The sequence below is a fragment of the Streptomyces longwoodensis genome, from assembly GCF_001514125.1.
Lineage (GTDB): Bacteria > Actinomycetota > Actinomycetes > Streptomycetales > Streptomycetaceae > Streptomyces > Streptomyces longwoodensis.
This window is the reverse complement of the sequence record NZ_KQ948563.1, coordinates 169562-191143: the sequence shown is the minus strand read 5'-3', so window position 1 is coordinate 191143 and position 21582 is coordinate 169562. Positions and strand designations below refer to the sequence as shown.

Annotated in this window: 19 protein-coding genes and 1 pseudogene; 14 read left to right on the top strand and 6 right to left on the bottom strand. The window is 73.9% G+C overall.

Annotated features, from left to right (window positions below; all coding sequences use genetic code 11):
- Positions 1 to 117: 117 nt before the first annotated feature.
- From AQJ30_RS32245 to AQJ30_RS32235, 3 genes and pseudogenes are all read left to right on the top strand, one after another.
- On the top strand, positions 118 to 1401 hold the full coding sequence (locus tag AQJ30_RS32245) for an adenylosuccinate synthase (protein WP_067240957.1): 1284 nt from the start codon (positions 118 to 120) through the stop codon (positions 1399 to 1401).
- A 67-nt stretch (positions 1402 to 1468) separates the two neighbouring features.
- Positions 1469 to 1681, top strand: a complete 213-nt coding sequence (locus AQJ30_RS32240; protein ID WP_067240955.1) for a hypothetical protein — start codon at positions 1469 to 1471, stop codon at positions 1679 to 1681.
- 110 nt (positions 1682 to 1791) lie between these two features.
- Positions 1792 to 2080: pseudogene (locus tag AQJ30_RS32235) on the top strand (hypothetical protein).
- Positions 2081 to 2092: 12 nt separating this feature from the next.
- On the opposite strand, the gene AQJ30_RS32230 reads toward AQJ30_RS32235, so the two are convergent.
- From AQJ30_RS32230 to AQJ30_RS32220, 3 genes are all read right to left on the bottom strand, one after another.
- Positions 2093 to 2743 carry a hypothetical protein gene (locus tag AQJ30_RS32230; RefSeq protein WP_067240954.1) on the bottom strand — a complete coding sequence of 217 codons (651 nt, stop codon included), beginning with the start codon at positions 2741 to 2743 and terminating at the stop codon, positions 2093 to 2095.
- A gap of 129 nt (positions 2744 to 2872) precedes the next feature.
- Entirely contained in the window at positions 2873 to 3574 is a 702-nt protein-coding gene (locus AQJ30_RS32225) for a GntR family transcriptional regulator (RefSeq protein WP_067240952.1), read from the bottom strand.
- A gap of 124 nt (positions 3575 to 3698) precedes the next feature.
- Positions 3699 to 5054, bottom strand: coding sequence for an aspartate aminotransferase family protein (locus AQJ30_RS32220; protein WP_067240950.1), 1356 nt, complete (start codon positions 5052 to 5054; stop codon positions 3699 to 3701).
- A gap of 217 nt (positions 5055 to 5271) precedes the next feature.
- Here AQJ30_RS32220 and AQJ30_RS32215 point away from each other — a divergent pair, with 217 nt between their 5' ends.
- Positions 5272 to 7089: a serine/threonine-protein kinase gene (locus AQJ30_RS32215; RefSeq protein WP_067240948.1), complete on the top strand. Its 1818-nt coding sequence runs from the start codon at positions 5272 to 5274 to the stop codon at positions 7087 to 7089.
- A gap of 13 nt (positions 7090 to 7102) precedes the next feature.
- Here the strand turns inward: AQJ30_RS32215 and AQJ30_RS32210 are convergent, their stop codons facing one another.
- The gene (locus AQJ30_RS32210) at positions 7103 to 7849 is read right to left on the bottom strand and encodes an SLATT domain-containing protein (protein WP_067240946.1); all 747 of its coding nucleotides are present in this window, start codon (positions 7847 to 7849) and stop codon (positions 7103 to 7105) included.
- A gap of 224 nt (positions 7850 to 8073) precedes the next feature.
- Between AQJ30_RS32210 and AQJ30_RS32205 the strand changes: the two genes are divergently transcribed.
- From AQJ30_RS32205 to AQJ30_RS32175, 7 genes are all read left to right on the top strand, one after another.
- A complete protein-coding gene (locus AQJ30_RS32205; RefSeq protein WP_079084446.1) occupies positions 8074 to 8415 on the top strand; it encodes a YbaB/EbfC family nucleoid-associated protein in 342 nt (113 codons plus the stop codon).
- Between the two features lie 111 nt (positions 8416 to 8526).
- Positions 8527 to 9126, top strand: a complete 600-nt coding sequence (gene recR, locus AQJ30_RS32200; RefSeq protein ID WP_067240942.1) for a recombination mediator RecR — start codon at positions 8527 to 8529, stop codon at positions 9124 to 9126.
- Complete coding sequence (locus tag AQJ30_RS32195; RefSeq protein ID WP_067240941.1) at positions 9119 to 9784, top strand: DUF5063 domain-containing protein; 666 nt, start codon at positions 9119 to 9121, stop codon at positions 9782 to 9784. Before recR ends, AQJ30_RS32195 begins: the two co-directional genes overlap by 8 nt.
- 236 nt (positions 9785 to 10020) lie before the next feature.
- Entirely contained in the window at positions 10021 to 11292 is a 1272-nt protein-coding gene (locus AQJ30_RS32190; protein WP_067240939.1) for an aspartate kinase, read from the top strand.
- Positions 11293 to 11307: 15 nt separating this feature from the next.
- Complete coding sequence (locus tag AQJ30_RS32185) at positions 11308 to 12366, top strand: aspartate-semialdehyde dehydrogenase (protein ID WP_067240937.1); 1059 nt, start codon at positions 11308 to 11310, stop codon at positions 12364 to 12366.
- Between the two features lie 386 nt (positions 12367 to 12752).
- Positions 12753 to 13427 carry a SigE family RNA polymerase sigma factor gene (locus AQJ30_RS32180; RefSeq protein WP_211279142.1) on the top strand — a complete coding sequence of 225 codons (675 nt, stop codon included), beginning with the start codon at positions 12753 to 12755 and terminating at the stop codon, positions 13425 to 13427.
- Positions 13428 to 13537: 110 nt separating this feature from the next.
- Positions 13538 to 14590: a hypothetical protein gene (locus AQJ30_RS32175; protein WP_067241072.1), complete on the top strand. Its 1053-nt coding sequence runs from the start codon at positions 13538 to 13540 to the stop codon at positions 14588 to 14590.
- Here AQJ30_RS32175 and AQJ30_RS32170 read toward each other — a convergent pair.
- A complete protein-coding gene (locus tag AQJ30_RS32170) occupies positions 14560 to 15402 on the bottom strand; it encodes an SURF1 family protein (RefSeq protein WP_067240934.1) in 843 nt (280 codons plus the stop codon). The two genes, AQJ30_RS32175 and AQJ30_RS32170, sit on opposite strands and share 31 nt — an antisense overlap.
- A gap of 268 nt (positions 15403 to 15670) precedes the next feature.
- On the opposite strand from AQJ30_RS32170, the gene AQJ30_RS32165 reads away from it, so the two are divergent.
- Entirely contained in the window at positions 15671 to 17488 is a 1818-nt protein-coding gene (locus tag AQJ30_RS32165; protein ID WP_067240932.1) for a S9 family peptidase, read from the top strand.
- Between the two features lie 73 nt (positions 17489 to 17561).
- Here AQJ30_RS32165 and AQJ30_RS32160 read toward each other — a convergent pair whose 3' ends face one another.
- The gene (locus AQJ30_RS32160) at positions 17562 to 19559 is read right to left on the bottom strand and encodes an NAD-binding protein (protein ID WP_067241069.1); all 1998 of its coding nucleotides are present in this window, start codon (positions 19557 to 19559) and stop codon (positions 17562 to 17564) included.
- Positions 19560 to 19739: 180 nt separating this feature from the next.
- Between AQJ30_RS32160 and AQJ30_RS32155 the strand changes: the two genes are divergently transcribed.
- Together AQJ30_RS32155 and AQJ30_RS32150 are read left to right on the top strand one after the other, a co-directional pair.
- Positions 19740 to 20765: a permease gene (locus tag AQJ30_RS32155; RefSeq protein WP_067240930.1), complete on the top strand. Its 1026-nt coding sequence runs from the start codon at positions 19740 to 19742 to the stop codon at positions 20763 to 20765.
- Entirely contained in the window at positions 20762 to 21538 is a 777-nt protein-coding gene (locus tag AQJ30_RS32150) for a TIGR03943 family putative permease subunit (protein WP_067240928.1), read from the top strand. Before AQJ30_RS32155 ends, AQJ30_RS32150 begins: the two co-directional genes overlap by 4 nt.
- Positions 21539 to 21582: the final 44 nt, after the last annotated feature.

Genomic DNA, 21582 nt, shown 5'->3' with positions numbered 1-21582 from the left:
CGGGGCATCCGGTCCGACGGTTGTGCGGCCAACGACGGTCGCGGTGGCACGCGGCGGTGTACCTTACGCCCACGCCCCTGACCTTGGACATGCCCCGCCCGGAAGGGGTGTACGCGCGTGCCCGCACTTGTGCTGCTCGGTGCTCAGTGGGGTGACGAAGGCAAGGGGAAGGCGACCGACCTGCTCGGTGGCTCCGTGGACTATGTAGTGCGCTACCAGGGCGGCAACAACGCCGGCCACACGGTCGTCGTCGGCGACCAGAAGTACGCACTCCACCTCCTCCCTTCCGGAATCCTCTCGCCCACATGTACGCCGGTCATCGGCAACGGCGTCGTCGTCGACCCGTCGGTCCTGCTCTCCGAGCTGAGCGGTCTGAACGAGCGAGGCGTCGACACGTCCAAGCTCCTGATCAGCGGCAATGCTCACATCATCACGCCGTACAACGTGACGGTGGACAAGGTCACCGAGCGGTTCCTCGGCAAGCGCAAGATCGGCACCACCGGGCGCGGCATCGGCCCGACGTACGCCGACAAGATCAACCGCGTCGGGATCCGTGTGCAGGACCTGTACGACGAGTCGATCCTGACGCAGAAGGTCGAGGCGGCCCTCGACGTCAAGAACCAGATCCTGACCAAGCTCTACAACCGGCGGGCCATCGCCGTCGACCAGGTGGTCGAGGAGCTGGTGGGCTACGCGGAGAAGCTCGCTCCGTACGTCGCCGACACGGTGCTGGTGCTGAACCAGGCGCTGGAGGACGACAAGGTCGTGCTGTTCGAGGGCGGCCAGGGCACGCTCCTGGACATCGACCACGGCACGTACCCCTTCGTGACCTCCAGCAACCCGACCGCGGGCGGCGCCTGCACGGGTGCCGGCGTCGGCCCGACGAAGATCAGCCGGGTCATCGGCATCCTGAAGGCGTACACCACGCGGGTGGGCGCCGGTCCGTTCCCGACCGAGCTGTTCGACGAGGACGGCGAGGCGCTGCGCCGCATCGGTGGCGAGCGGGGTGTCACCACGGGCCGCGACCGCCGCTGCGGCTGGTTCGACGCGGTCATCGCCCGCTACGCGACCCGCGTGAACGGCCTGACCGACTTCTTCCTCACCAAGCTCGACGTGCTCACCGGCTGGGAGCAGATCCCGGTCTGCGTCGCGTACGAGATCGACGGCAAGCGGGTCGAGGAACTGCCGTACTCCCAGTCGGACTTCCACCACGCGAAGCCGGTCTACGAGACGCTGCCGGGCTGGTCCGAGGACATCACCAAGGCGAAGTCGTTCTCCGACCTGCCGAAGAACGCCCAGAACTACGTCAAGGCGCTGGAGGAGATGTCCGGCGCCCCGATCTCCGCGATCGGCGTGGGCCCGGGCCGGGACGAGACGATCGAGATCAACTCGTTCCTGTAGCCGCTGCCCGGAGCAGCACCGGATCGTCCCCCGGGCGGCAGCGCGCCGACCGGGGGACAATCGGTTCATGGGCGTCCACCGGAGCGCATTGTGCCGGGGACCGTACGGCGGTGACGGTGACCGGAGCGACGGCACGGACTGCTCCGACCCGGCCGTCTTCGAGGTCGCCCGCCACGACAGGCCCCCGCTGCGGGTGTGCCCGGTGCACCTCGGCCCCTCGCTGCTGCTGGCGAGCGGCGTGCTGTGGCCCCCGGAGATCACCCTGATCGGCCGCCTGTGAGCCCGCTCGCCGGGCGCGTCCGCCACCCCTTCACCAACCGCGCCGAACGTCTTATTTCTGCATATTCCGACCCCGTACTCGCGTGCGTCGGCCAGAAGAAGGTGATCACGATGCGCGTGCTGATGAAGGCCACCATGGACACGGAGAAGGCCAACGAGGCCATCCGCAGCGGCAAGATGCCCGAGATGATGAGGGAGACCCTCGACATGCTGAAGCCGGAGGCCGCCTACTTCGGCGCCATCGGCGGGAAGCGGACGGCCCTGCTCGTCCTCGACATGCAGGACAGCTCCGAGATGCCGCCCACCGGCGAGCCGTTCTTCATGCAGTTGAACGCCGAGATCGAGGTGTCCCATCATGAACGCGGACGACCTGCAGCGGGGCCTGTCCCAACTGCGCTGATCCCGCCCCGGGTCAGCTGAACACGATCATCGAGCCCTGCGCCAGCGACCGGGTCGCCGCCGCGTGCAGCCCCAGCCAGACGTGGCGTTCACGGGCGAACGGGCTGGGGTCGTACGGCGCCGGTACGGCGGGCTCCTCCAACTCCGTGGGAGCGGTGGGGGCCTGGGGGGCCGCCGGGGGGTTGGCCGGGTCGATGCCGATGGTCGGGGCGACCTGCTCCAGCTCGCGCAGCAGTGCCTGCGAGGAGCCGAGCGGGCCGCCCCCGGCCAGCAGGTCGTCGTTGGACAGCGGGTGGGCGAAGTCCACCGGGACGTAGGCGCCCGCGTGGTCGTAGTGCCACACCAGGTGGGACTGCTGGGCCGTCGTCTCGAACATCTCCAGCAACTGCTCGTAGTCGCCGCCGAGTTCGTCGACCGGCGTCACCGGCAGCCGGCACACCTGGAGCAGGTAGGCGCGGCGCAGGAAGTGCAGTGCGTCGTAGTCGAAGCCGGCCACCGGGGCGACCTCGCCGGACAGGCCCGGCATGTACTGGTACACCGGGACCGGTGGGAGGCCGTTCTCGGCGAGCGCCTTGTCGTACTGCGCGAGTTCCTCGGCGAACGGGTTGTCGGGGGTGTGGCACAACACGTCGACGAGCGGTACCAGCCACAGGTCACAGGCCAACGAGGGCTCCTCATTCGGTGCGTACGGTGCGCAGAACGGTCAGGGAAGCGTAGTCGGTGCCGCCCGGCGGCGGGCACGGTCGTACGGGTCCCCTTCCCCCACGGGATACCCACACCGGGGCCGCCCGTCTCATCCGGCGGCGAGGCGCTCGACCAGCTCGGCGGAATGTGCGTGGTACGCGGTGAGGATCGAGCGGGCCGCGGGAATGTCCTTGGCCATCAGGGCGTCGACCAGTTCGGTGTGCCCGGCCCACAGGTGGCCGCGCAGGTCGGTGGGCCGGCGCAGGTGCTGCACGGTGCACACCCAGGACTGCACGCGCAGCCGGTGCAGGAAGTCGGCCAGGTAGGGGTTGCCGAACAGGGCGCTCAACTCGCGCCAGAAGCGCAGGTCGTAGCCGACGAGGACGGTGAGGTCACCGGCGGAGGCGGCGCGCTGGGCCTCCTCGCCCCGGCGCCGCACGCCCGCGACGGCGGCGGCGGTGCGCGGGTCGTCGAGGTGTTCCAGGCCCGGGTGGCCGTCCTCCAGGGCGAGGAACATGCCGTCGGTGACCAGGCTGCGGGCCTCGACCATGCCCCGGTGGTCGGCCACCGAGTAGGCGTGCACCCGGAAGCCCCGGTGCTGGTCGGCCTCCAGCAGGCCCTGCGCGGAGAGGTCCACCAGGGCCTCGCGGACCGGGGTGGCGGAGACGCCGTACTGGTCGGCGATCTCCTTCACGGTGAACGCCCGGCCCGGCTGGAGGCGCCCCGCCAGCACCTCGTCGCGGAGCGCGTCCGCGATCTGCTGCCGCAGGGTGCTGCGCGTCACGGCACCGGTGCCGCTGCTGCCGGGCATGGGCGGGACGTCTCCCTCGTGGTCGCGGCCGTTCGCCCGCGGGGGGCGTGCTCGTCTGGGTCCTCCGAGCACGCCACCTTACGCGTTCGCACCGGGGGCGGACCTGCCCGTGCGGGCGGTACCGCTACACGGTGTACTCGTCGGCGACCGACAGCGCCGCGTCCAGCGCCGCCAGGCCCTCCTTCAGCTCGGCCTCGCTCACGTTGCAGGGCGGGACCACGTGGGTGCGGTTCATGTTCACGAACGGCCACAGGCCGTGCCGCTTGGCCGCGGCGGCGAAGGCGGCCATCGGCGCGTTCGCCTCGCCGGTCGCGTTGTACGGCACGAGCGGCTCGCGGGTCTCGCGGTCGCGGACCAGTTCGAGGGCCCAGAACATGCCGACGCCGCGCACCTCGCCGACGCTCGGGTGGCGCTCGGCCAGCGCGCGCAGGCCCGGCTCCACCACCGACGCGCCGAGCCGGGCGGCGTTCTCCACGACGCCCTCCTCGTCCATGACGTTGATCGTCGCGACGGCGGCCGCGCAGGCCAGCGGGTGCCCGGAGTACGTCAGGCCGCCGGGGTAGGGCCGCTTGCCGAAGGTCTCCGCGATCTTCCCGGAGATCGCCACGCCGCCGAGCGGGACGTAGCCGGAGTTGACGCCCTTGGCGAAGGTCATCAGGTCGGGCACGACGTCGAACAGGTCGGCCGCGAACCAGGTGCCGGTCCGGCCGAAGCCGGCCATGACCTCGTCCAGCACGAGGACGATGCCGTACCGGTCGCACAGCGCGCGCACCCCGGCCAGGTAGCCGGCCGGCGGGACCATGATGCCCGCGGTGCCCGGGATGCTCTCCAGCAGGACCGCCGCGACGGTGCCGGGCCCCTCGAAGGCGATCGTGGTCTCCAGGTGCTCCAGCGCCCGGGCGCACTCCTGCTCCTCGGTCTCGGCGTAGAAGCGGGAGCGGTACGGGAAGGGCGCCCAGAAGTGCACGACGCCGTTGGTGGCGCTGTCGTTGGCCCAGCGGCGCGGGTCGCCGGTGAGGTTCACGGCCTGCTGGGTGCCGCCGTGGTACGAGCGGTAGGCCGACAGGACCTTGGGGCGGCCGGTGTGCAGCCGGGCCATGCGCACGGCGTGCTCGACGGCGTCGGCGCCGCCGTTGGTGAAGAAGATCTTGTCGAGGTCGCCGGGGGTGCGCTCGGCGATCAGCCGGGCGGCCTCGGAGCGGGCCTCGACGGCGAAGGCGGGCGCGAAGGTGGTCAGGCGGGCGGCCTGCTCCTGGATCGCGGCGACGACCTTGGGGTGCTGGTAGCCGACGTTCGTGTAGACGAGCCCGCTGGTGAAGTCGAGGTAGCGGTTGCCGTCGTAGTCCCAGAAGTACGACCCCTCGGCGCCGGCCACGGCGAGCGGGTCGATGAGTTCCTGCGCGGACCAGGAGTGGAAGACGTGCGCGCGGTCGGCGGCCTTCACGGCGGCGCCGGCCCGGGGGTCGGTCTGAGGGGTCATGCCCGCGAGCGTAGGTGTCCGCGATGCGGAAGCGGTATCGGCGTCCTGTCTGCGGACCCGGGCTTTCCGCGACAGGTTGTCGGGCGTAGGGGCCTGGGGGCGTACGAGAGCGACGGGGCCACCCGTTACGGAACCGTAGACACCGTGCCGCACGACTCCCCGGGCCGCGGGATTATCCTCGCCCCGATCACACGTGTGGGGGGAAGGTGGGGCGGCCATGGAGAAGCTGGGACCGGGGGATCCGCAGCGCATCGGTGGCTACCGGCTGCTCGGGCGGCTGGGGGCCGGCGGCATGGGCCAGGTCTACCTCGCGCGCTCCGACCGCGGGCGGACGGTCGCGGTGAAGCTGGTGCGGGCCGATCTGGCGGCCCGCGAGGAGTTCCGGGCCCGCTTCCGGCAAGAGGTCCGCAACGCCCAGCGGGTCGGCGGCTACTGGACCGCGCCCGTGCTCGACGCCGACACCGAGGCGCGGGTGCCCTGGGTCGCCACCGGCTACGTCGCCGGGCCCAGCCTGGAACAGGTCGTGGGCCGTGACCACGGGCCGCTGCCGGAGCGGTCGGTGCGCATCCTCGCCGCCGGGCTCGCCCACGCGCTCACCAACATCCACGCGGCCGGGATCGTCCACCGCGACCTCAAGCCGTCCAACGTGATGGTCACCATCGAGGGGCCCCGGGTCATCGACTTCGGTGTGGCCCGGGCGCTGGAGACGTCCGGCGCGCCCGGCACCGACGGCCTCACCCGCACCGGCGCGGTGATCGGCTCGCCCGGCTTCATGGCGCCCGAGCAGGTGCGCGGCGAGCGGATCACGCCCGCGTCGGACGTCTTCTGCCTCGGCTCGGTCCTCGTCTACGCGGCCACCGGCAGGCTGCCCTTCGGCTCCGCCGACAGCGGGGCGCACGCCCTGATGTACCGGATCGCCGAGGGCGAGCCCGACCTGACGGGCCTGCCCGAGGGCCTCGCCGACCTGGTCCGGGCCTGTCTGCGCAAGGACCCGGCCGCCCGGCCGACGCTGGAGTGGATCCTGGAGCGCACCGGCGCCGAGGACACCGTCTTCGAGGGCCGCTCCCGCGACCCCTGGCTGCCGGGCGCGCTGGTGGCGCAGCTCGGGCGGCACGCCGTACGGCTGCTCGACACGGAGGACCCGGAGGGGGCGGTGCCCGAGCACGGCTCGCCCGGCCGGGCCGCCCTGGCGCCGGGCCCCGTCGGGGTGCCGCCGCAGCCGGTGGCGCCGGTCCCGCCGCCCGCGTACGGGCACGCCCAGCCGCATCCGCAGCCGGCCTACGGCTACCCGCAGCAGGGCGCCTGGACCGGGCAGCCGGTGCCGGACAACCCGTACGCCGGCGGGACCGCGCCGCAGCCGCCGTACACCGGCCACGGCGGGCCGCCGGTCACGCAGCCGTACGGGTCGTACGACCCGGCCGGACCCGTCGGTCCGGGCGGCCCCCACGGCCCCGGCGGCGACGAGGCCGAGGAGCCGCGGCGCGGCGGGCGGACCGCGCTGCTCGTCGTGATCGCGCTGGTGGTGGCGCTCGCCGCCGGGGGGTCGGTGTACGCCTTCCTCGGGGGCGGGGACGACGGCGGGGGCGGCCAGGCGCACGGCACGACACCCGCTCCGACGCTCACCACGGCCTCGGACGGCCCGGCGCCCTCGGAGTCGGCGTCCGGGTCGCCGTCGCCCTCCGCGAGCACGGACGGGGCGGTCCCGGACGGGTACCTCGGCACGTGGACCACGACGATCGACAACGCGGGCGGGACCAACACGCGGCGGCTCACCCTCGTCCAGGGGGAGGTGGGCGACGCCGTGCTCACGCTGGTCGCGGAGGGGGCGGACTACCACTGCGAGTTCTCCGCGGCCCTGGCGGCGCGGCCCACCGGGAACGGCCCGCTGGAGATCGGGCCCTCGAAGGTCACCACGGGCGAGCCGCGGACCTCGTGCACCCCGGGGGCGCCGACCGAGGTCACGCTGCTGTCGGACGGGCGGCTGCAGCGGGTGAACACGAGCACGGGGGAGAAGCTGACGTACGCCAAGGGCTGAGGACCCCCTCGCCTCACCTGGGCTCCGGCGGGCGCTGCCTCGGCATGTTGGGGCGGCTGCCGTTCGGGTGCGCGGAGAAGCGGACCCGGTCGGGGAGGTCGGCGCCCCGGCCGCCCGCGGTCAGGGCCGACTGGATGCCGAGGGGGGCCGGGCCGGTGCGGAACTCGACCATCCAGTCCGCGGTCTCGGTGCGGACCAGCTCCGTGACGTCCTCCGAGAAGCGCCGCAGCACCGCCAGGCACCGTTCCGCCGCCTCCGCCGCCGTGCCCTCGGCCGGCCCCAGGACCTCGCGCACGCTCTCCGCCGCCCAGTCGAACTGGAGCACCTGGAGCCGCCGCTGCACCGCCTGCGCCGTCGCCACGTCCCGCATCCAGCCGGACGTCACCCCGAGGAACCGGTCCACGCCCACGCACGAGACCGCCACCAGCAGCGCCAGGTACCCCCACCGCGCCGCTCCGTCCAGCACCCCCGTCAGGTCCAGTAACGGCAGCGCCGCCGCGGCCACGGCCCCCGCCGCCGTCCCGGCGCGCAGCGCCCGCGCCCCGCGCCGCTTGCCCGTCCGGTCCGCCAGGTACCAGGCCGCCGTCTCCAGCGCGCCGCGCTCCGCCCACCGGTACAGCTCGTCGAGGCGGGCCGCCGGCTCGCCCCAGTCGCCGAGCGGGAACGCCCGCCCGGACAGGTCGCCCGGCCGCAGCCCGGCCGCGCCGTCGCCCCGCCCCTCCTGAGGGGGACCCTCGGGCTGCATCTCCGGCTGACCCACCCGGCACTCCCTCACGACTCTGCCCTGACCCTGCGCCGGACCCTTCCTACCGCCCCCCGGGCGGCCGGAGGATCGCTTCCGTACCTTTTCCGCCCGGAAGAGGCCCGTGATCAGGTGGCAACCCGCCGGTCGACTCACTCGAAAGAGTGGCGGGGCGAGCGTCACCCGGACCACGTAGGCTCGTGCCGAGCGGGAAACAGCCCGTACGGACGCTAGGAGTGATCGTGATTCCCGGTGGTGGCCAGCCCAACATGCAGCAGCTGCTCCAGCAGGCCCAGAAGATGCAGCAGGACCTCCAGCAGGCCCAGGAGGAACTGGCGCGCACGGAGGTCGAGGGACAGGCGGGCGGCGGCCTGGTGAAGGCCACCGTGACCGGCGCGGGCGAGCTGCGCGCCCTGCGGATCGACCCGAAGGCGGTGGACCCGGAGGACACCGAGACCCTCGCCGACCTGGTCGTCGCGGCCGTCCAGGCGGCCAACGAGAACGCGCAGGCCCTCCAGCAGCAGAAGCTCGGCCCGCTGGCCCAGGGCCTGGGCGGCGGCGGCATCCCGGGCCTGCCCTTCTGACCCGGGTCGTTCCCTTGTTCGCCCCCCGCACGACACTCCCGCCGCCTTCCTAGGAGGGGCGGCGGCCAACTACCGTACGTACTGAAGGAACCCGAGGAAGAAGGCAGTCCGTTGTACGAAGGCGTGGTCCAGGACCTCATCGACGAACTGGGGCGGCTGCCCGGCGTCGGTCCCAAGAGCGCGCAGCGGATCGCCTTCCACATCCTCCAGGCCGAGCCGACCGACGTGCGGCGGCTCGCGCAGGCCCTGATGGAGGTCAAGGCGAAGGTCCGCTTCTGCGCGACCTGCGGCAACGTCGCGCAGGAGGAGCTGTGCGGCATCTGCCGCGACCCCCGCCGCGACGCGTCGGTGATCTGCGTGGTCGAGGAACCGAAGGACGTCGTCGCGATCGAGCGCACGCGTGAGTTCCGCGGCCGGTACCACGTCCTCGGCGGCGCGATCAGCCCCATCGAGGGCGTCGGCCCGGACGACCTGCGCATCAGGGAACTCCTCGCCCGGCTGGCCGACGGCACGGTCACCGAGCTGATCCTCGCCACGGACCCCAACCTCGAGGGCGAGGCGACGGCCACGTACCTCGCCCGGATGATCAAGCCCATGGGCCTGAAGGTCACCCGCCTGGCCAGCGGCCTCCCGGTGGGTGGCGACCTGGAATACGCGGACGAGGTGACCCTCGGCCGCGCCTTCGAGGGGAGACGACTCCTAGATGTCTGACGCCACGCTGCACGCGACCGACCACAACCCGGACGACTTCGCGGTCCAGATCGCGGACCAGGTGGAGAGCTTCCTGGTGGCCGTCACGGAGGTGGCCCGGGGCGACGAGCCCGGCTCCGCCGTCCCGTTCCTCCTGCTGGAGGTCTCCCAGCTGCTCCTGGCCGGCGGCCGGCTCGGCGCGCACGAGGACTTCGTCCCCGACGAGCGCTACGAGCCCGACGCCGGCCCGGACACCGACATGGACGAGCTGCGCGAGAACCTCGTCCGGCTGCTGGAGCCGGTCGACGTCTACTCCGAGGTGTTCGACCCGTACGAGCCCCGCAAGGCGCCCGTGCCGGCCCGGATCTCCGACGACCTCGCCGACGTCATCAGCGACCTGCGCCACGGCATGGCCCACTACCGGGCCGGCCGCACCACCGAGGCCCTGTGGTGGTGGCAGTTCTCCTACTTCTCCAACTGGGGCCCCACGGCGTCCGCCGTCCTGCGCGCCCTGCAGTCGGTCCTCATCCACGTCCGCCTCAACCAGCCCCTGCAGGAGCTGGACGGCCTCGACACCGACCAGTCCGACCTGGGTGACGACACCCTGGAGTTCGAGGCGGGCCGGGTCATGGTGCAGGAGATCGCGGGCCCGCTGGGCCTGCGCCCGGCGAGGAAGTGACCGCCGGCCGCGCCCCGAGCGGCAGGAACGACGGGGTCCCGCGGGCCGGCGGCGCGTGAGCCGGGGCACATTCCGCTTGTCCCCCGGACCGCCTGGGAAGGAGCCCCCGCGGCGTGTGTCCGGGGCATCTCACGATGCGGCACTCCAGGGGCGGGATTCGGGCGCTCGTTAGACTGAGCCGACCCGCAGTACAAGGGCGTACGTGCGGAAACAGACAAACTGAGCGAGGAGCGCACGTGGGCCTTGTCGTGCAGAAGTACGGAGGCTCCTCCGTAGCCGATGCCGAGGGCATCAAGCGCGTCGCCAAGCGGATCGTGGAAGCCAAGAAGAACGGCCACCAGGTGGTCGCCGTGGTTTCCGCGATGGGCGACACGACGGACGAGCTGATCGATCTCGCCGAGCAGGTATCCCCCATCCCTGCCGGGCGCGAGCTCGACATGCTGCTGACCGCCGGAGAGCGGATCTCCATGGCCCTGCTGGCCATGGCGATCAAGAACCTGGGGCACAACGCCCAGTCGTTCACCGGCAGCCAGGCAGGTGTCATCACCGACTCGGTCCACAACAAAGCCCGGATCATCGACGTCACGCCGGGCCGCATCCGTGACTCGCTCGACGTCGGCAACATCGCCATCGTCGCGGGGTTCCAGGGCGTCAGCCAGGACACCAAGGACATCACCACGCTCGGCCGCGGCGGCTCCGACACCACCGCGGTCGCGCTGGCCGCCGCGCTCGACGCCGAGGTGTGCGAGATCTACACCGACGTCGACGGCGTGTTCACCGCCGACCCGCGGGTGGTGAAGAAGGCGAAGAAGATCGACTGGATCTCCTTCGAGGACATGCTGGAGCTCGCGGCCTCCGGCTCCAAGGTGCTGCTCCACCGCTGTGTGGAGTACGCCCGCCGTTACAACATCCCGATCCACGTCCGGTCCAGCTTCAGCGGACTGCAGGGCACGTGGGTCAGCAGTGAGCCGATTGGGGACCAGCAGGTGGAGCAGGCCATCATCTCCGGTGTCGCGCACGACACCTCCGAGGCCAAGATCACGGTCGTCGGCGTGCCCGACAAGCCCGGCGAGGCGGCGTCCATCTTCCGCACGATCGCCGACGCCGAGGTCAACATCGACATGGTCGTGCAGAACGTGTCCGCCGCGGCCACCGGCCTGACGGACATCTCCTTCACGCTGCCGAAGACCGAGGGCCGCAAGGCCATCGACGCGCTGGAGAAGAACAAGTCCGGCATCGGCTTCGACTCCCTGCGCTACGACGACCAGATCGGCAAGATCTCCCTGGTCGGCGCGGGCATGAAGACCAACCCGGGCGTCACGGCCGACTTCTTCACCGCCCTGTCGGAGGCGGGGGTGAACATCGAGCTGATCTCGACCTCCGAGATCCGCATCTCGGTCGTCACGCGCGCCGACGACGTGCCGGAGGCCGTCCGCGCCGTGCACACCGCTTTCGGGCTCGACTCCGACAGCGACGAGGCCGTCGTCTACGGAGGCACCGGGCGCTGACGCCCGGGACCGCAGATGCCCGCATCGCAACGTCCGACGCTGGCGGTCGTGGGGGCGACCGGCGCCGTCGGGACCGTGCTGCTCCAGATCCTGTCCCACCGGGCGGACGTCTGGGGTGAGATCCGTCTCCTCGCCTCGCCGCGCTCGGCCGGCCGCAAGCTGGCCGTGCGCGGCGAGGAGGTCGAGGTGGCCGCGCTGGGCGAGGACGCCCTCGACGGCGTCGACCTCGCGCTGTTCGCCGTGCCCGACGAGGTCGCCGCCCGGTGGGCGCCGGTCGCCGTCGCGCGCGGCGCGGTCGTGGTCGACACCTCCGCCGCGTTCCGCGCGGACCCCGAGGTGCCGCTCGTCGTGCCGGAGGTCAACCCGCACGCCGTACGGATGCGGCCGCGCGGCATCCTGGCCGGCCCGGACGGCACGACCCTGACCATGATCGTGGCCCTGGGCGCCCTGCACGCCGAGTTCGGGCTGCGCGAGCTGGTGGTCTCCTCGTACCAGGCGGTCAGCGGCGCGGGACGGGACGGCGTCGGCACCCTGCGCCGGCAGCTGTCCCTGGTCGCCGGCACCGAACTGGGCACCAGCCCCGGGGACGTGCGGAGGGCCGTGGGGGACGGCACCGGGCCGTTCCCGGAGCCGGTCGCGCTGAACGTCGTGCCGTGGGCCGGGTCGCTGCACGCGGACGGCTGGTCCTCGGACGAGATGGCGGTCCGCGACGGGACCCGCAAGGTCCTCGGCCTGCCCGCCCTGCCGGTGGCCATGACGTGCGTGCGGGTGCCGGTGGTCACCGTGCACTCCCTCACCGTCCACGCCCGCTTCCAGGACGAGGTCACCGTCGGCCGGGCCCGCGAGATCATCGCCACCGCGCCCGGGGTGGTGCTGTGCGACGACCCCGAGGCCGGCGAGTTCCCCACGCCCGCCGACGTGGTGGGCACCGACCCCACCTGGGTGGGCCGGGTGCGCCGCGCCCTGGACGACCCGACCGCCCTGGAGCTCTTCGCCTGCGGCGACAACCTGCGCAAGGGCGCCGCCCTCAACGCCGCGCAGATCGCCGAACTGGTCGTGGCTGAGCGTCAGTGAACGTTTCCCGGCAGGGGGTTGCCGCACGTAACCCCTGGCCAGGGCCGAAAACGTTTGTAGGATTTGCTCACCGGTTGTTTCCTCCCCGCTCTCCGCAACCGTGCGGAGCGCGGGGAGCGTCTTTGCGGTCGCCCTTTCCAGGGTGCGGAGGCAGACGGCCACGGCGCGCAGGGGGCGCCGCGGTCGCGGGCGTGGGGACGCCCGATCGTTGGTGGACACAGGGGAAGAGCGGGACGCATGAGGGCATGGGACACACCGTCGGTTGTGCTGCCCGGCGCCGGAGACGGGCCGGCCGGGGCGTCCGGGGGGAGACGGGTGGTGCCACCCCGCGCAAGAGGGGGGCATCGCGCGTACAACCCCCGAGGGGGTGTGCGTGTCCAACTGGCGTGGCAGAGGTACTCGACTTCCCCGCGACGGCCCGGGGCACCGCTTTGCGGCCGCCCCGCCGGACCGTCCGGCCCCGCGCGGCCGGGGCGCCCGGCGGCATGCCGGTGATCGCCCCCATGCCCGCAGCGCGGCCCGCCCGCATCCCCAGCCCGCGTGACGGCGCCGACGAGACCGTGGCGGCCGGCACCACCGTCGACCACCTCACCGAGACCTACCGGGCGCACTACCGCTCGCTGCTCGGCCTCGCCGCCCTCCTGCTCGACGACACCGCCTCCTGCGAGGACGTCGTCCAGGAGGCCTTCATCCGCGTCCACTCCGCGCGCAAGCGCGTCCGCGACCCGGAGAAGACCCTGGCGTACCTGCGCCAGACCGTCGTCAACCTCTCCCGCTCCGCGCTGCGCCGGCGCATCCTCGGCCTGAAGCTGCTCTCCAAGCCGATGCCCGACATGGCGAGCGCGGAGGAGGGCGCCTACGACCAGCTGGAGCGCGACGCCCTGATCAAGGCGATGAAGGGCCTCCAGCGCCGCCAGCGCGAGGTCCTGGTGCTGCGCTACTTCGCGGACATGACGGAGGCCCAGGTCGCCGAGACCCTCGGCATCTCGCTCGGCTCCGTCAAGGCGTACGGCTCACGCGGCATCGCCGCCCTGCGGGGCGCGATGGGAGCGTCGGCGTGAACCAGGACGGCGAGGGGCGCGACTCCCATGAGCGACACGAACCGTACGCGTGGCACGAGCCGATGGACCCGGCCGGCCACCCGAAGCACACGCACGCTGGGAACGGACACGTGAACCACCACCTCGACGACCAGGGCCCCGACGGGTTCGGCTCGGACGAGCTGGCCCTGCGGCGGATGCTGCAGCAGGCGGTCTCCGACATCGAACCGCGCGACGGCAGCCTCGACCACCTGCGCAAGGCCGTCCCGGCCCGCCGGGCCCGCAAGCGCCAGGCAGCCGTCGGCATGGCCGCCGCGGCACTCTTCGTCGGCACCGCCGTCCCGGCCCTGATCCACGTCTCGAACTCCGGCGGCACCGACGCCAACCCCGCCATCGCCGGCCAGGCCTCCCAGGCTCACGGCGGCACCGGCGAGGGCAAGCAGCCCGACGGCGGCTCCGAGGGCCGGGCCGACTCCGGCGGCCCGACCGGCAGCCAGGGCGACGGCAGCACCAAGGGCAGCGACGAGGGCAAGGGCGACGGCGGCGCGGCCGGCACCGCCGGCGGCGCCGGCCCGTCCGCACCCAGCTCCGCCGAGGCCCCCGCCTGCGCCGCCGACCAGCTCGGCTCCGCCACCGCCGCCGTCCAGGGCGCCGACGCGGCCGGCATCGTCTACGGCGGCTTCCGCGTCACCAACGTCTCCGCCAAGAGCTGCGCCGTCGACGGCGGGGTCGCCCTGACGACCACCCCGCAGGGCGCCGCCGACCCGGCGAAGATCAGCGTCACCGAGCACACCTCCGGCGACGCCGCGGCCGCCCTGCCCGACCCGTCGCTGTACGTCTCCCGGCTGGTCCTCACGCCGGGCTCCGCCTACGACGTGCGGTTCGCCTGGGTGCCGTCGGAGACCTGCCCGACGAACGGCGGCGGCGACTCCGGCGGCTCCTCGTCACCGAGCCCGAGCCCGACCGAGCCGACCGGCGTGGCGAACGGCGGCACGTCCACCGGCGCGTCCGGCGCGTCCGGTACCGACGGCACCTCCCCGCAGCTGTTCACCGAGGACGGCACGGCCGACGGCAGCGTCGCCGTGGCGTACACCCCGGACGGCGGCGGGCCGACCCTCACCGCGACGGTGCCCGACGCGTGCGCCGGGACGGTCTACCGGACGGGCGTGCTGGCGCCGTCGTAGGGAGCGGCCGGGGTGGCGGGCTCCTCGCCCGTCGCCGGTTCCCCGGCCTCCCCCTCCGGGAGCAGGCCGAGGGCCGCGTCGCGCTGGAACTCGACCTCGCGGCGCAGCAGGCGGAACCACATGAACACCACGAAGCCCGCGAAGACGAACCACTCGCCGGTGTAGCCGAGGTTCTGGAACGCCTTCAGGTCCAGGCCGGTCCCGGCGGGCGCGGTCGCGGGCACCGCCGTCATCCCCGAGTCGGCCCGGTCCAGCGTCACCCAGGCGTCGTAGACGTCGAACGGCACCACGTTGACCAGCGAGGCCGCGCTGATCGCGGCGGTCTGCCCGGCCGGCAGCCCGCCCCGGGCGCTCACGCCGTTGTCCCCGGGCGTCTCGGACGCCTGGAGCGCGCCGGTGACGGTCACCTCGCCGGCCGGCGGGGCGGGCGCCGCGGCCGCGTCGGCGGTGCCCGGCAGCCAGCCCCGGACCACGGGGAGCGCCTTGCCGCCGTCGGTGCGCAGCAGGGTCAGCACGTAGAACCCCTTGCGGCCGTCCAGCGTGCGGTCGGGCACGAGCAGCTGGGTGGCGTAGCGGCCGGTCGCGGTGACGCGCTTGCCCGAGGTCGCCTTGTCCACCGGCAGCATGTCGGCGAGCGGGCGGGGGGCCTCGGTGCGGTCCTCGGAGACCTGCGCCTGCGCGGTGCGGTGGTCGTCCACGCGCGCCTCGAACCGGCTCAGCTGCCAGGACCCCATGAAGATGCAGAACGGCACGGCCAGCAGCAGGAAGACGTTGATCCCCCACCAGCGGGGCGTCAGCAGGAACCGGTACACGCCCTCAACGGTACGGGGCCGTCGCGCCGTGCCGGGGCGCGGGGGGCGGGTTCGGGGGCCTGCCGGGTACACGGTGGGGGCGTGCCGGGGACACCGGCAGGGACGCGGTGGGGGCGTGCCGGGGACACCGGCAGGGACGCGGTGGGGGCCCGACGGGGACGCGGTGGGGACCCGGCGGGGAACGCTCCTGGTAAGTACATGACGAAAGTTGTCCACAGGCTGGGGAGCGGACCAGCACACGGGCGGTCCGAGCAGGCACTATGGGGCCATGACTGAGAGCAACGGGCCGGACGCGGCCGAGCGGACCGTGGAGATGCCGGACTGGGAGAAGCGCTTCCGCGCGCCGAGGGTGTCCCTGCCCGACTGGGCGGAGGACGCGCCGGACCGGTCCTTGTTCGTGTCGAACGCGACGGGGACGTACGAGCTGTACGCGTGGGACCGCGCCACCGGCGAGCAGCGCCAGGTGACCGACCGGGCGAACGGCACCACGGACGGCGTGCTCTCCCCGGACGGCGCCTGGATCTGGTGGTTCGACGACAAGGACGGCGACGAGTTCGGCGTGTGGCGCCGCCAGCCCTTCACCGGCGGCGAGGACGAGCTGGCCGCCCCCGGCCTCGACCCGTCCTACCCGGCCGGCCTGGCCCTGAGCCGCGACGGCCGCACCGCGGTGATCGGCCGCTCCACCGACGAGGACGGCACCACCCTCCACCTGGCCCGCGAGGGCGAGGCACCGTTCGAGCTGTACCGGCACCGCGAGTCGGCGGGCGTCGGCGACCTCTCCCACGACGGCTCGCTCATCGCGGTCGAGCACACCGAGCACGGCGACGCCATGCACTCGGCGCTGCGCGTGCTGCGCCCTGACGGCACCACGGTCGCCGAGCTCGACGACACCGACGGCGGCCGCGAGGAGCTCGGCCTGGACGTGCTCGGCTTCGCACCCGTCGACGGCGACAGCCGCCTCCTCGTCGGACACCAGCGCCGGGGCCGCTGGGAGCCGCTGGTGTGGGACGTGCTGACCGGCGAGCAGACCGACCTGGAGCTGGACCTGCCGGGCGACGTGAGCGCCGAGTGGTACCCGGACGGCTCCGCGCTGCTCGTCGTCCACGGCTTCGAGGCCCGCAGCGAGCTGTTCCGCTACGACCTCGCCGACGGCACGCTGACCCGCATCCCCACCCCGCCCGGCACCGTCTCGGGGGCGACGGCCCGCCCGGACGGCAGCGTGGAGTACCTGTGGTCCTCGGCCGCCGAGCCGCCCGTCGTGCGCTCCACCACGGGGGACGTGGTGCTCGACCCGCCCGGCATGAAGTGCCCCGGCTCGGTGCCGGTGGAGGACGTGTGGGTGGACGGCCCCGGCGGCCGCATCCACGCCCTGGTGCAGAGGCCGAGGGGCGCCACGGGTCCGCTGCCCACGGTGTTCGACATCCACGGCGGCCCCACCTGGCACGACAGCGACGCCTTCGCGGCGGCCCCGGCCGCCTGGGTCGACCACGGGTACGCCGTGGTCCGCGTCAACTACCGCGGCTCCACGGGCTACGGCCGCGCCTGGACGGACGCGCTCAAGCACCGCGTCGGCCTGATCGAGCTGGAGGACATCGCGGCGGTGCGCGAGTGGGCGGTGGGTTCGGGGCTCGCCGACCCGGCCCGGCTGGTGCTCACCGGCGGCTCCTGGGGCGGCTACCTCACCCTGCTGGGCCTCGGTGTCCAGCCCGACGCCTGGACGCTGGGCATCGCCGCGGTCCCGGTCGCCGACTACGTCACGGCGTACCACGACGAGATGGAGGCCCTGAAGGCCCTGGACCGCACGCTGCTCGGCGGCACCCCCGAGGAGGTCCCCGAGCGCTTCGCGGCCTCCTCCCCGCTGACCTACGTGGACGAGGTCAAGGCCCCCGTCCACATCTCGGCGGGCGTCAACGACCCACGCTGCCCCATCCGCCAGATCGACAACTACGTCAAGCGCCTGGAGTCCCGCGGCGCGCCCCACGAGGTGTACCGCTACGACGCCGGGCACGGCTCCCTGGTGGTGGACGAGCGCATCAAGCAGGTCAAGCTCGAACTCGACTTCGCGGCACGGCATCTGCCGAAGTAGCCGAGGGCTGGAGGGGCCGGTGACTGGGGGCCGGCCCTTTCAGGGGGCCTGCGGGCGGGGGCGGCCGGCTCCCTCAGGGGACCCGCGGGCGGGGCGCGGCCGTCCGGGCCGTCGTGTCCCGGCCCCGGCGGCGCAGCAGCTCCGCCAGCCCCTGCCGGGTCGCGGCCAGTACCACCCGGTCCCGCCCCCGCAGCACGTAGTCGTCGGGCAGGTCCCACACCAGCCCCGACGCCCCGGCGCCCGTGTCCAGCGCCAGCACCCGCCAGTACCCGGCCCGGAACGCCTCGCCGACCGTCCTGTCCGCCAGCTGCGCGTGCGCCCCGGCCTCCAGCGCCACGAACAGCAGCACCCGCCGCTCGACCGGTATGGCCCCCAGGATCTGCCGGCCCAGCATCGCCCCCGCGAACGCCGGTGCCGCGAGGTGCGACACGCTCCGGCTGCGGGTCTGCGCCCCCGGGTAGGCCACCCGCAGGGTCCGGTACACCGCCGTGGCGAAGTCGTCGTCGTACAGCCGCAGCACCACCCGCAGGTCCGGCCGCACGGACCGCGCGTACAGCACCGCCTCCAGGTTCGTCGTGTCCGAGCTGGTCACCGCGAGGAACGCGTGCGCGCGGTGGATCTTCGCGGCCTCCAGCACCCCCTCCTGCGTCACGTCCCCCAGCACCACCGGCACCCGCAGCCGCCGCGCCACGGCCAGCCCGCGCGCGTCGGCCCCGGCCTCCACGCACACCACCGGGATGCCCAGCTCCCGCAGCCGGACCAGCACCCGTGTGCCGATCTTCCCCAGCCCCAGCAGCACCACGTGCCCGCCCATGCCGCGCGGCGGCCGCCGCAGCGCCCCGGCCCCGCGGAACGTGCCGAGCGCCTCCAGCACCGCCGCGAGCAGCACCGGCAGCAGCAGCAACCCGACCAGTCCGGACAGCAGTTGGAGGACCTGCCGTTCGGTGGACGCGCCGACCGCCGGGTCGTTGATGGAGAACAGGTCGAGCAGGGTCAGGTACAGCGCCCCGAGCGGGTGGATGCCGGTGGCCAGCCACAGCGCCACCGCCAGCGCGACCACGCAGGCCACCAGACCGGCGAGGGACCACCGCAGCTGCCGGGAGAACAGCGAGGCCAGCCGCGACACGACCCCCGACACCAGGCCCAATGGCCCACCGTCCCCGCGCCCCCGACGGCGGGGCCCACCGGAGGAGGCCTCCGGTGCGTACGACACCTGCTCCAGCACGACGGTCCCGCGCCCGGTCGCCGACCGTACGGCGTCGGCGTCGGGGAGGAGGGCGGGGCCCTGGTCGTCGCCCGGGGCCGAAGGGCCGCCCGCTGTGCCTCCGTCGGCCGCCGCGGAGCTTCTGTCGGCCGCCGCTGTGCTTCCGTTGGCCGGCACGGACAGCAGCGCGAGGGTGGCCAGGCTCGGACCGGCCGTCTCGCCCGGTGCCCGCTCGACGGCCCGCAGCAGCAGCCCGTCCGTCTGCACCACCTTGGTCGTGCCCACCACGGCGCTCGCCGCCAGCGCGGGCGCGGCCGTGTCGGCGTCGGACAGCACGGTCGTCGTGGCCGCGTCCGTCCCGGCGGCGTCCGCCCCGGCCGGGTGCCCGGTCGCCAACGCGGCGGCCTGGTCGAGCAGTTCCTCGATGTGCTGGCCCAACCGCCGGTTGTACAGCCGGACGACGAGCCGCAGCCGCGGGTTGAGGCGCCGGGCGGTGAGGGCGGCACGGATGTTGGTCTCGTCGTCCTCGTAGACCAGCGCCAGTGCGGCGGCCCGCTCCACGCCCGCCTCGGCGAGCACGGCCTCGCTCGGCTCGGCCGCCTCCAGCGTCCTCTGGCCCGCGGCCGGCTCCCCGACGGCGGACGCGTCGGGACCTCCCGCGCCGTTGGCGGCACCGCCGGCCCGGTTGACGGCCGCGCTCACCACCCGGTCGAGCAGCGCCGCCGACACCGCGCGGGCGCGCCCCACGACGGGTGGCCGTACCGTGCGCTCGGAGGCCGGTACGACGAGGGTGACCTGCTCCCCGTACACGCCCCGGAGTTCGGCGGCGAGGCGGTGCGCGAGCCCGTCGTCGCCGCACACCACCATGTGGCCGCCGTCGTCCGGCGACCCCGCCCGCACACCCTGGTTCGGAACGCTCCCCACGAGGGAGAAGAGTGCCCCACCGGGACGCGTGGTTCCACCGGCCGGCCGAACGCACGGCTGAACGCAGGGCGGCGCCCGTCCGTACGCAAGGGGAGGCGACGACACGACCGGAGGTACCCGCACGTGGCCCTCACCAAGTCGGCCCCGCAGGAGGGGACTCCGCACGACGAGCCCGGGGAGAGCGCGCCGGCCGGCCCGCAGGGACGGGTCACCTCGCCCCTCGTCCTCACCCTCGTCCTCCTGCTCCTCGTCACCTTCCAGGCCCCCGTCCGCCGGGCCCTGTCGGCGCCGGTGATGCAGAGCTGGACCACGGTGTTCGTGGCGGTGGTGGTGCAGGCACTGCCGTTCCTGGTCCTCGGCGTGCTGCTGTCGGCGGCGATCGCCGTCTACGTCCCGCCGTCGTTCTTCGCCCGCGCCCTGCCCGGCCGCCCGGCGCTGGCGGTGCCCGTGGCGGGCCTCGCGGGAGCGGTGCTGCCCGGCTGCGAGTGCGCGTCGGTCCCGGTGGCCGGGGCGCTGGTGCGGCGGGGCGTGACCCCGGCGGCGGCGCTGGCGTTCCTGCTGTCCGCGCCCGCGATCAACCCGGTCGTCCTGACCGCGACGGCGGTGGCCTTCCCGCGCGAGCCGCGGATGGTGGTGGCCCGGCTGGCCGGCGGCCTGCTGGTGGCGTGCGTGATGGGCTGGCTGTGGCAGCGGCTGGGCCGCACCGACTGGCTGCGCCCGCCCCGGCACGCCCCGCACGAGGGGGCGACCCGGGGGGAGACCTTCTGGAACTCGGTGCGGCACGACGTGATGCACGCGGGCGGCTACCTGGTGCTCGGCGCGATGGCCGCGGCCACGCTGAAGGCGGTGGCCCCGCAGAGCTGGCTGCGCACGGCGGCCGAGAACCCGGTGTTCTCGGTCCTGGCCCTGGCGGTCCTCGCGGTCGTGCTGTCGATCTGCTCGGAGGCGGACGCGTTCGTGGCGGCGTCGCTGACCCAGTTCTCCCTGACGGCACGGCTGGCGTTCCTGGTGGTGGGCCCGATGATCGACCTGAAGCTGTTCGCGATGCAGGCGGGGACGTTCGGCCGCGCCTTCGCGGTACGGTTCGCGCCGGCCACGTTCGTCCTGGCGGTGGCGGTGTCCGTGCTGGTCGGGACGGTGCTGCTGTGAACCGGCAGGCACAGTCCGCGCTGCTGTTCCTGCTGGGTGCGGCGCTGTGGCACGCGGGCACGACCGACCTGTACCTGCGCTACGTCAAGGCGGGCCTGCGGCCCCTGCTGCTGGCGGCGGCGGTGGTGCTGGTCGCGGCGGCGGTGGCGTCGGTGGGGTACGGGTGGCGGAGGGGGCGGCGGGGTGCCGGGTCGGGGGCTGGGCCTGGGTCGGGACTCGGGCACGGGCTCGGCACGGACGGGCCCGGTGCGGACGGGCACGGTCACCACGCCCCGCACGTCTCCTGGCTGCTGCTCCTGCCCCTGCTGGCGCTGATCCTGGTGGCGCCGCCGGCCCTGGGCTCGTACAGCGCGACCCGTACGGGCACGGCCCTGCAACAGCCGCTCGCCTACCCGGCGCTGCCCGCCACCGGCCCCCTGCGGCTGAGCGTGGTGGACTACGCGGGCCGCGCGGTCTACGGCAAGGGCCGCACGCTGGAGGGCCGCCGGATCCAGGTCACCGGCTTCGTGGCGGTGGACCGGAGCGGCACGCCGTACCTGGTGCGTATGGCGCTCAACTGCTGTGCCGCGGACGCCCAGCCGGTGAAGATCGGCCTCACCGGGGCGATCCCGCCGGTCCTGCAGCCGGACACCTGGCTGACGGTCACCGGCACCTACACGCCCCGCACGGAGAAGGACCCGGTGAACGGCGGCCCCGTCCCGTTCCTGCGGGTGACAGAGGCGACACCGGTACCGGTGCCGCACGACCCGTACGACGAGAGCTGGAACACCTGACGGGGGAGCCCACTGGGTCCTCAGTGGACTCCCCTCGACCCTTA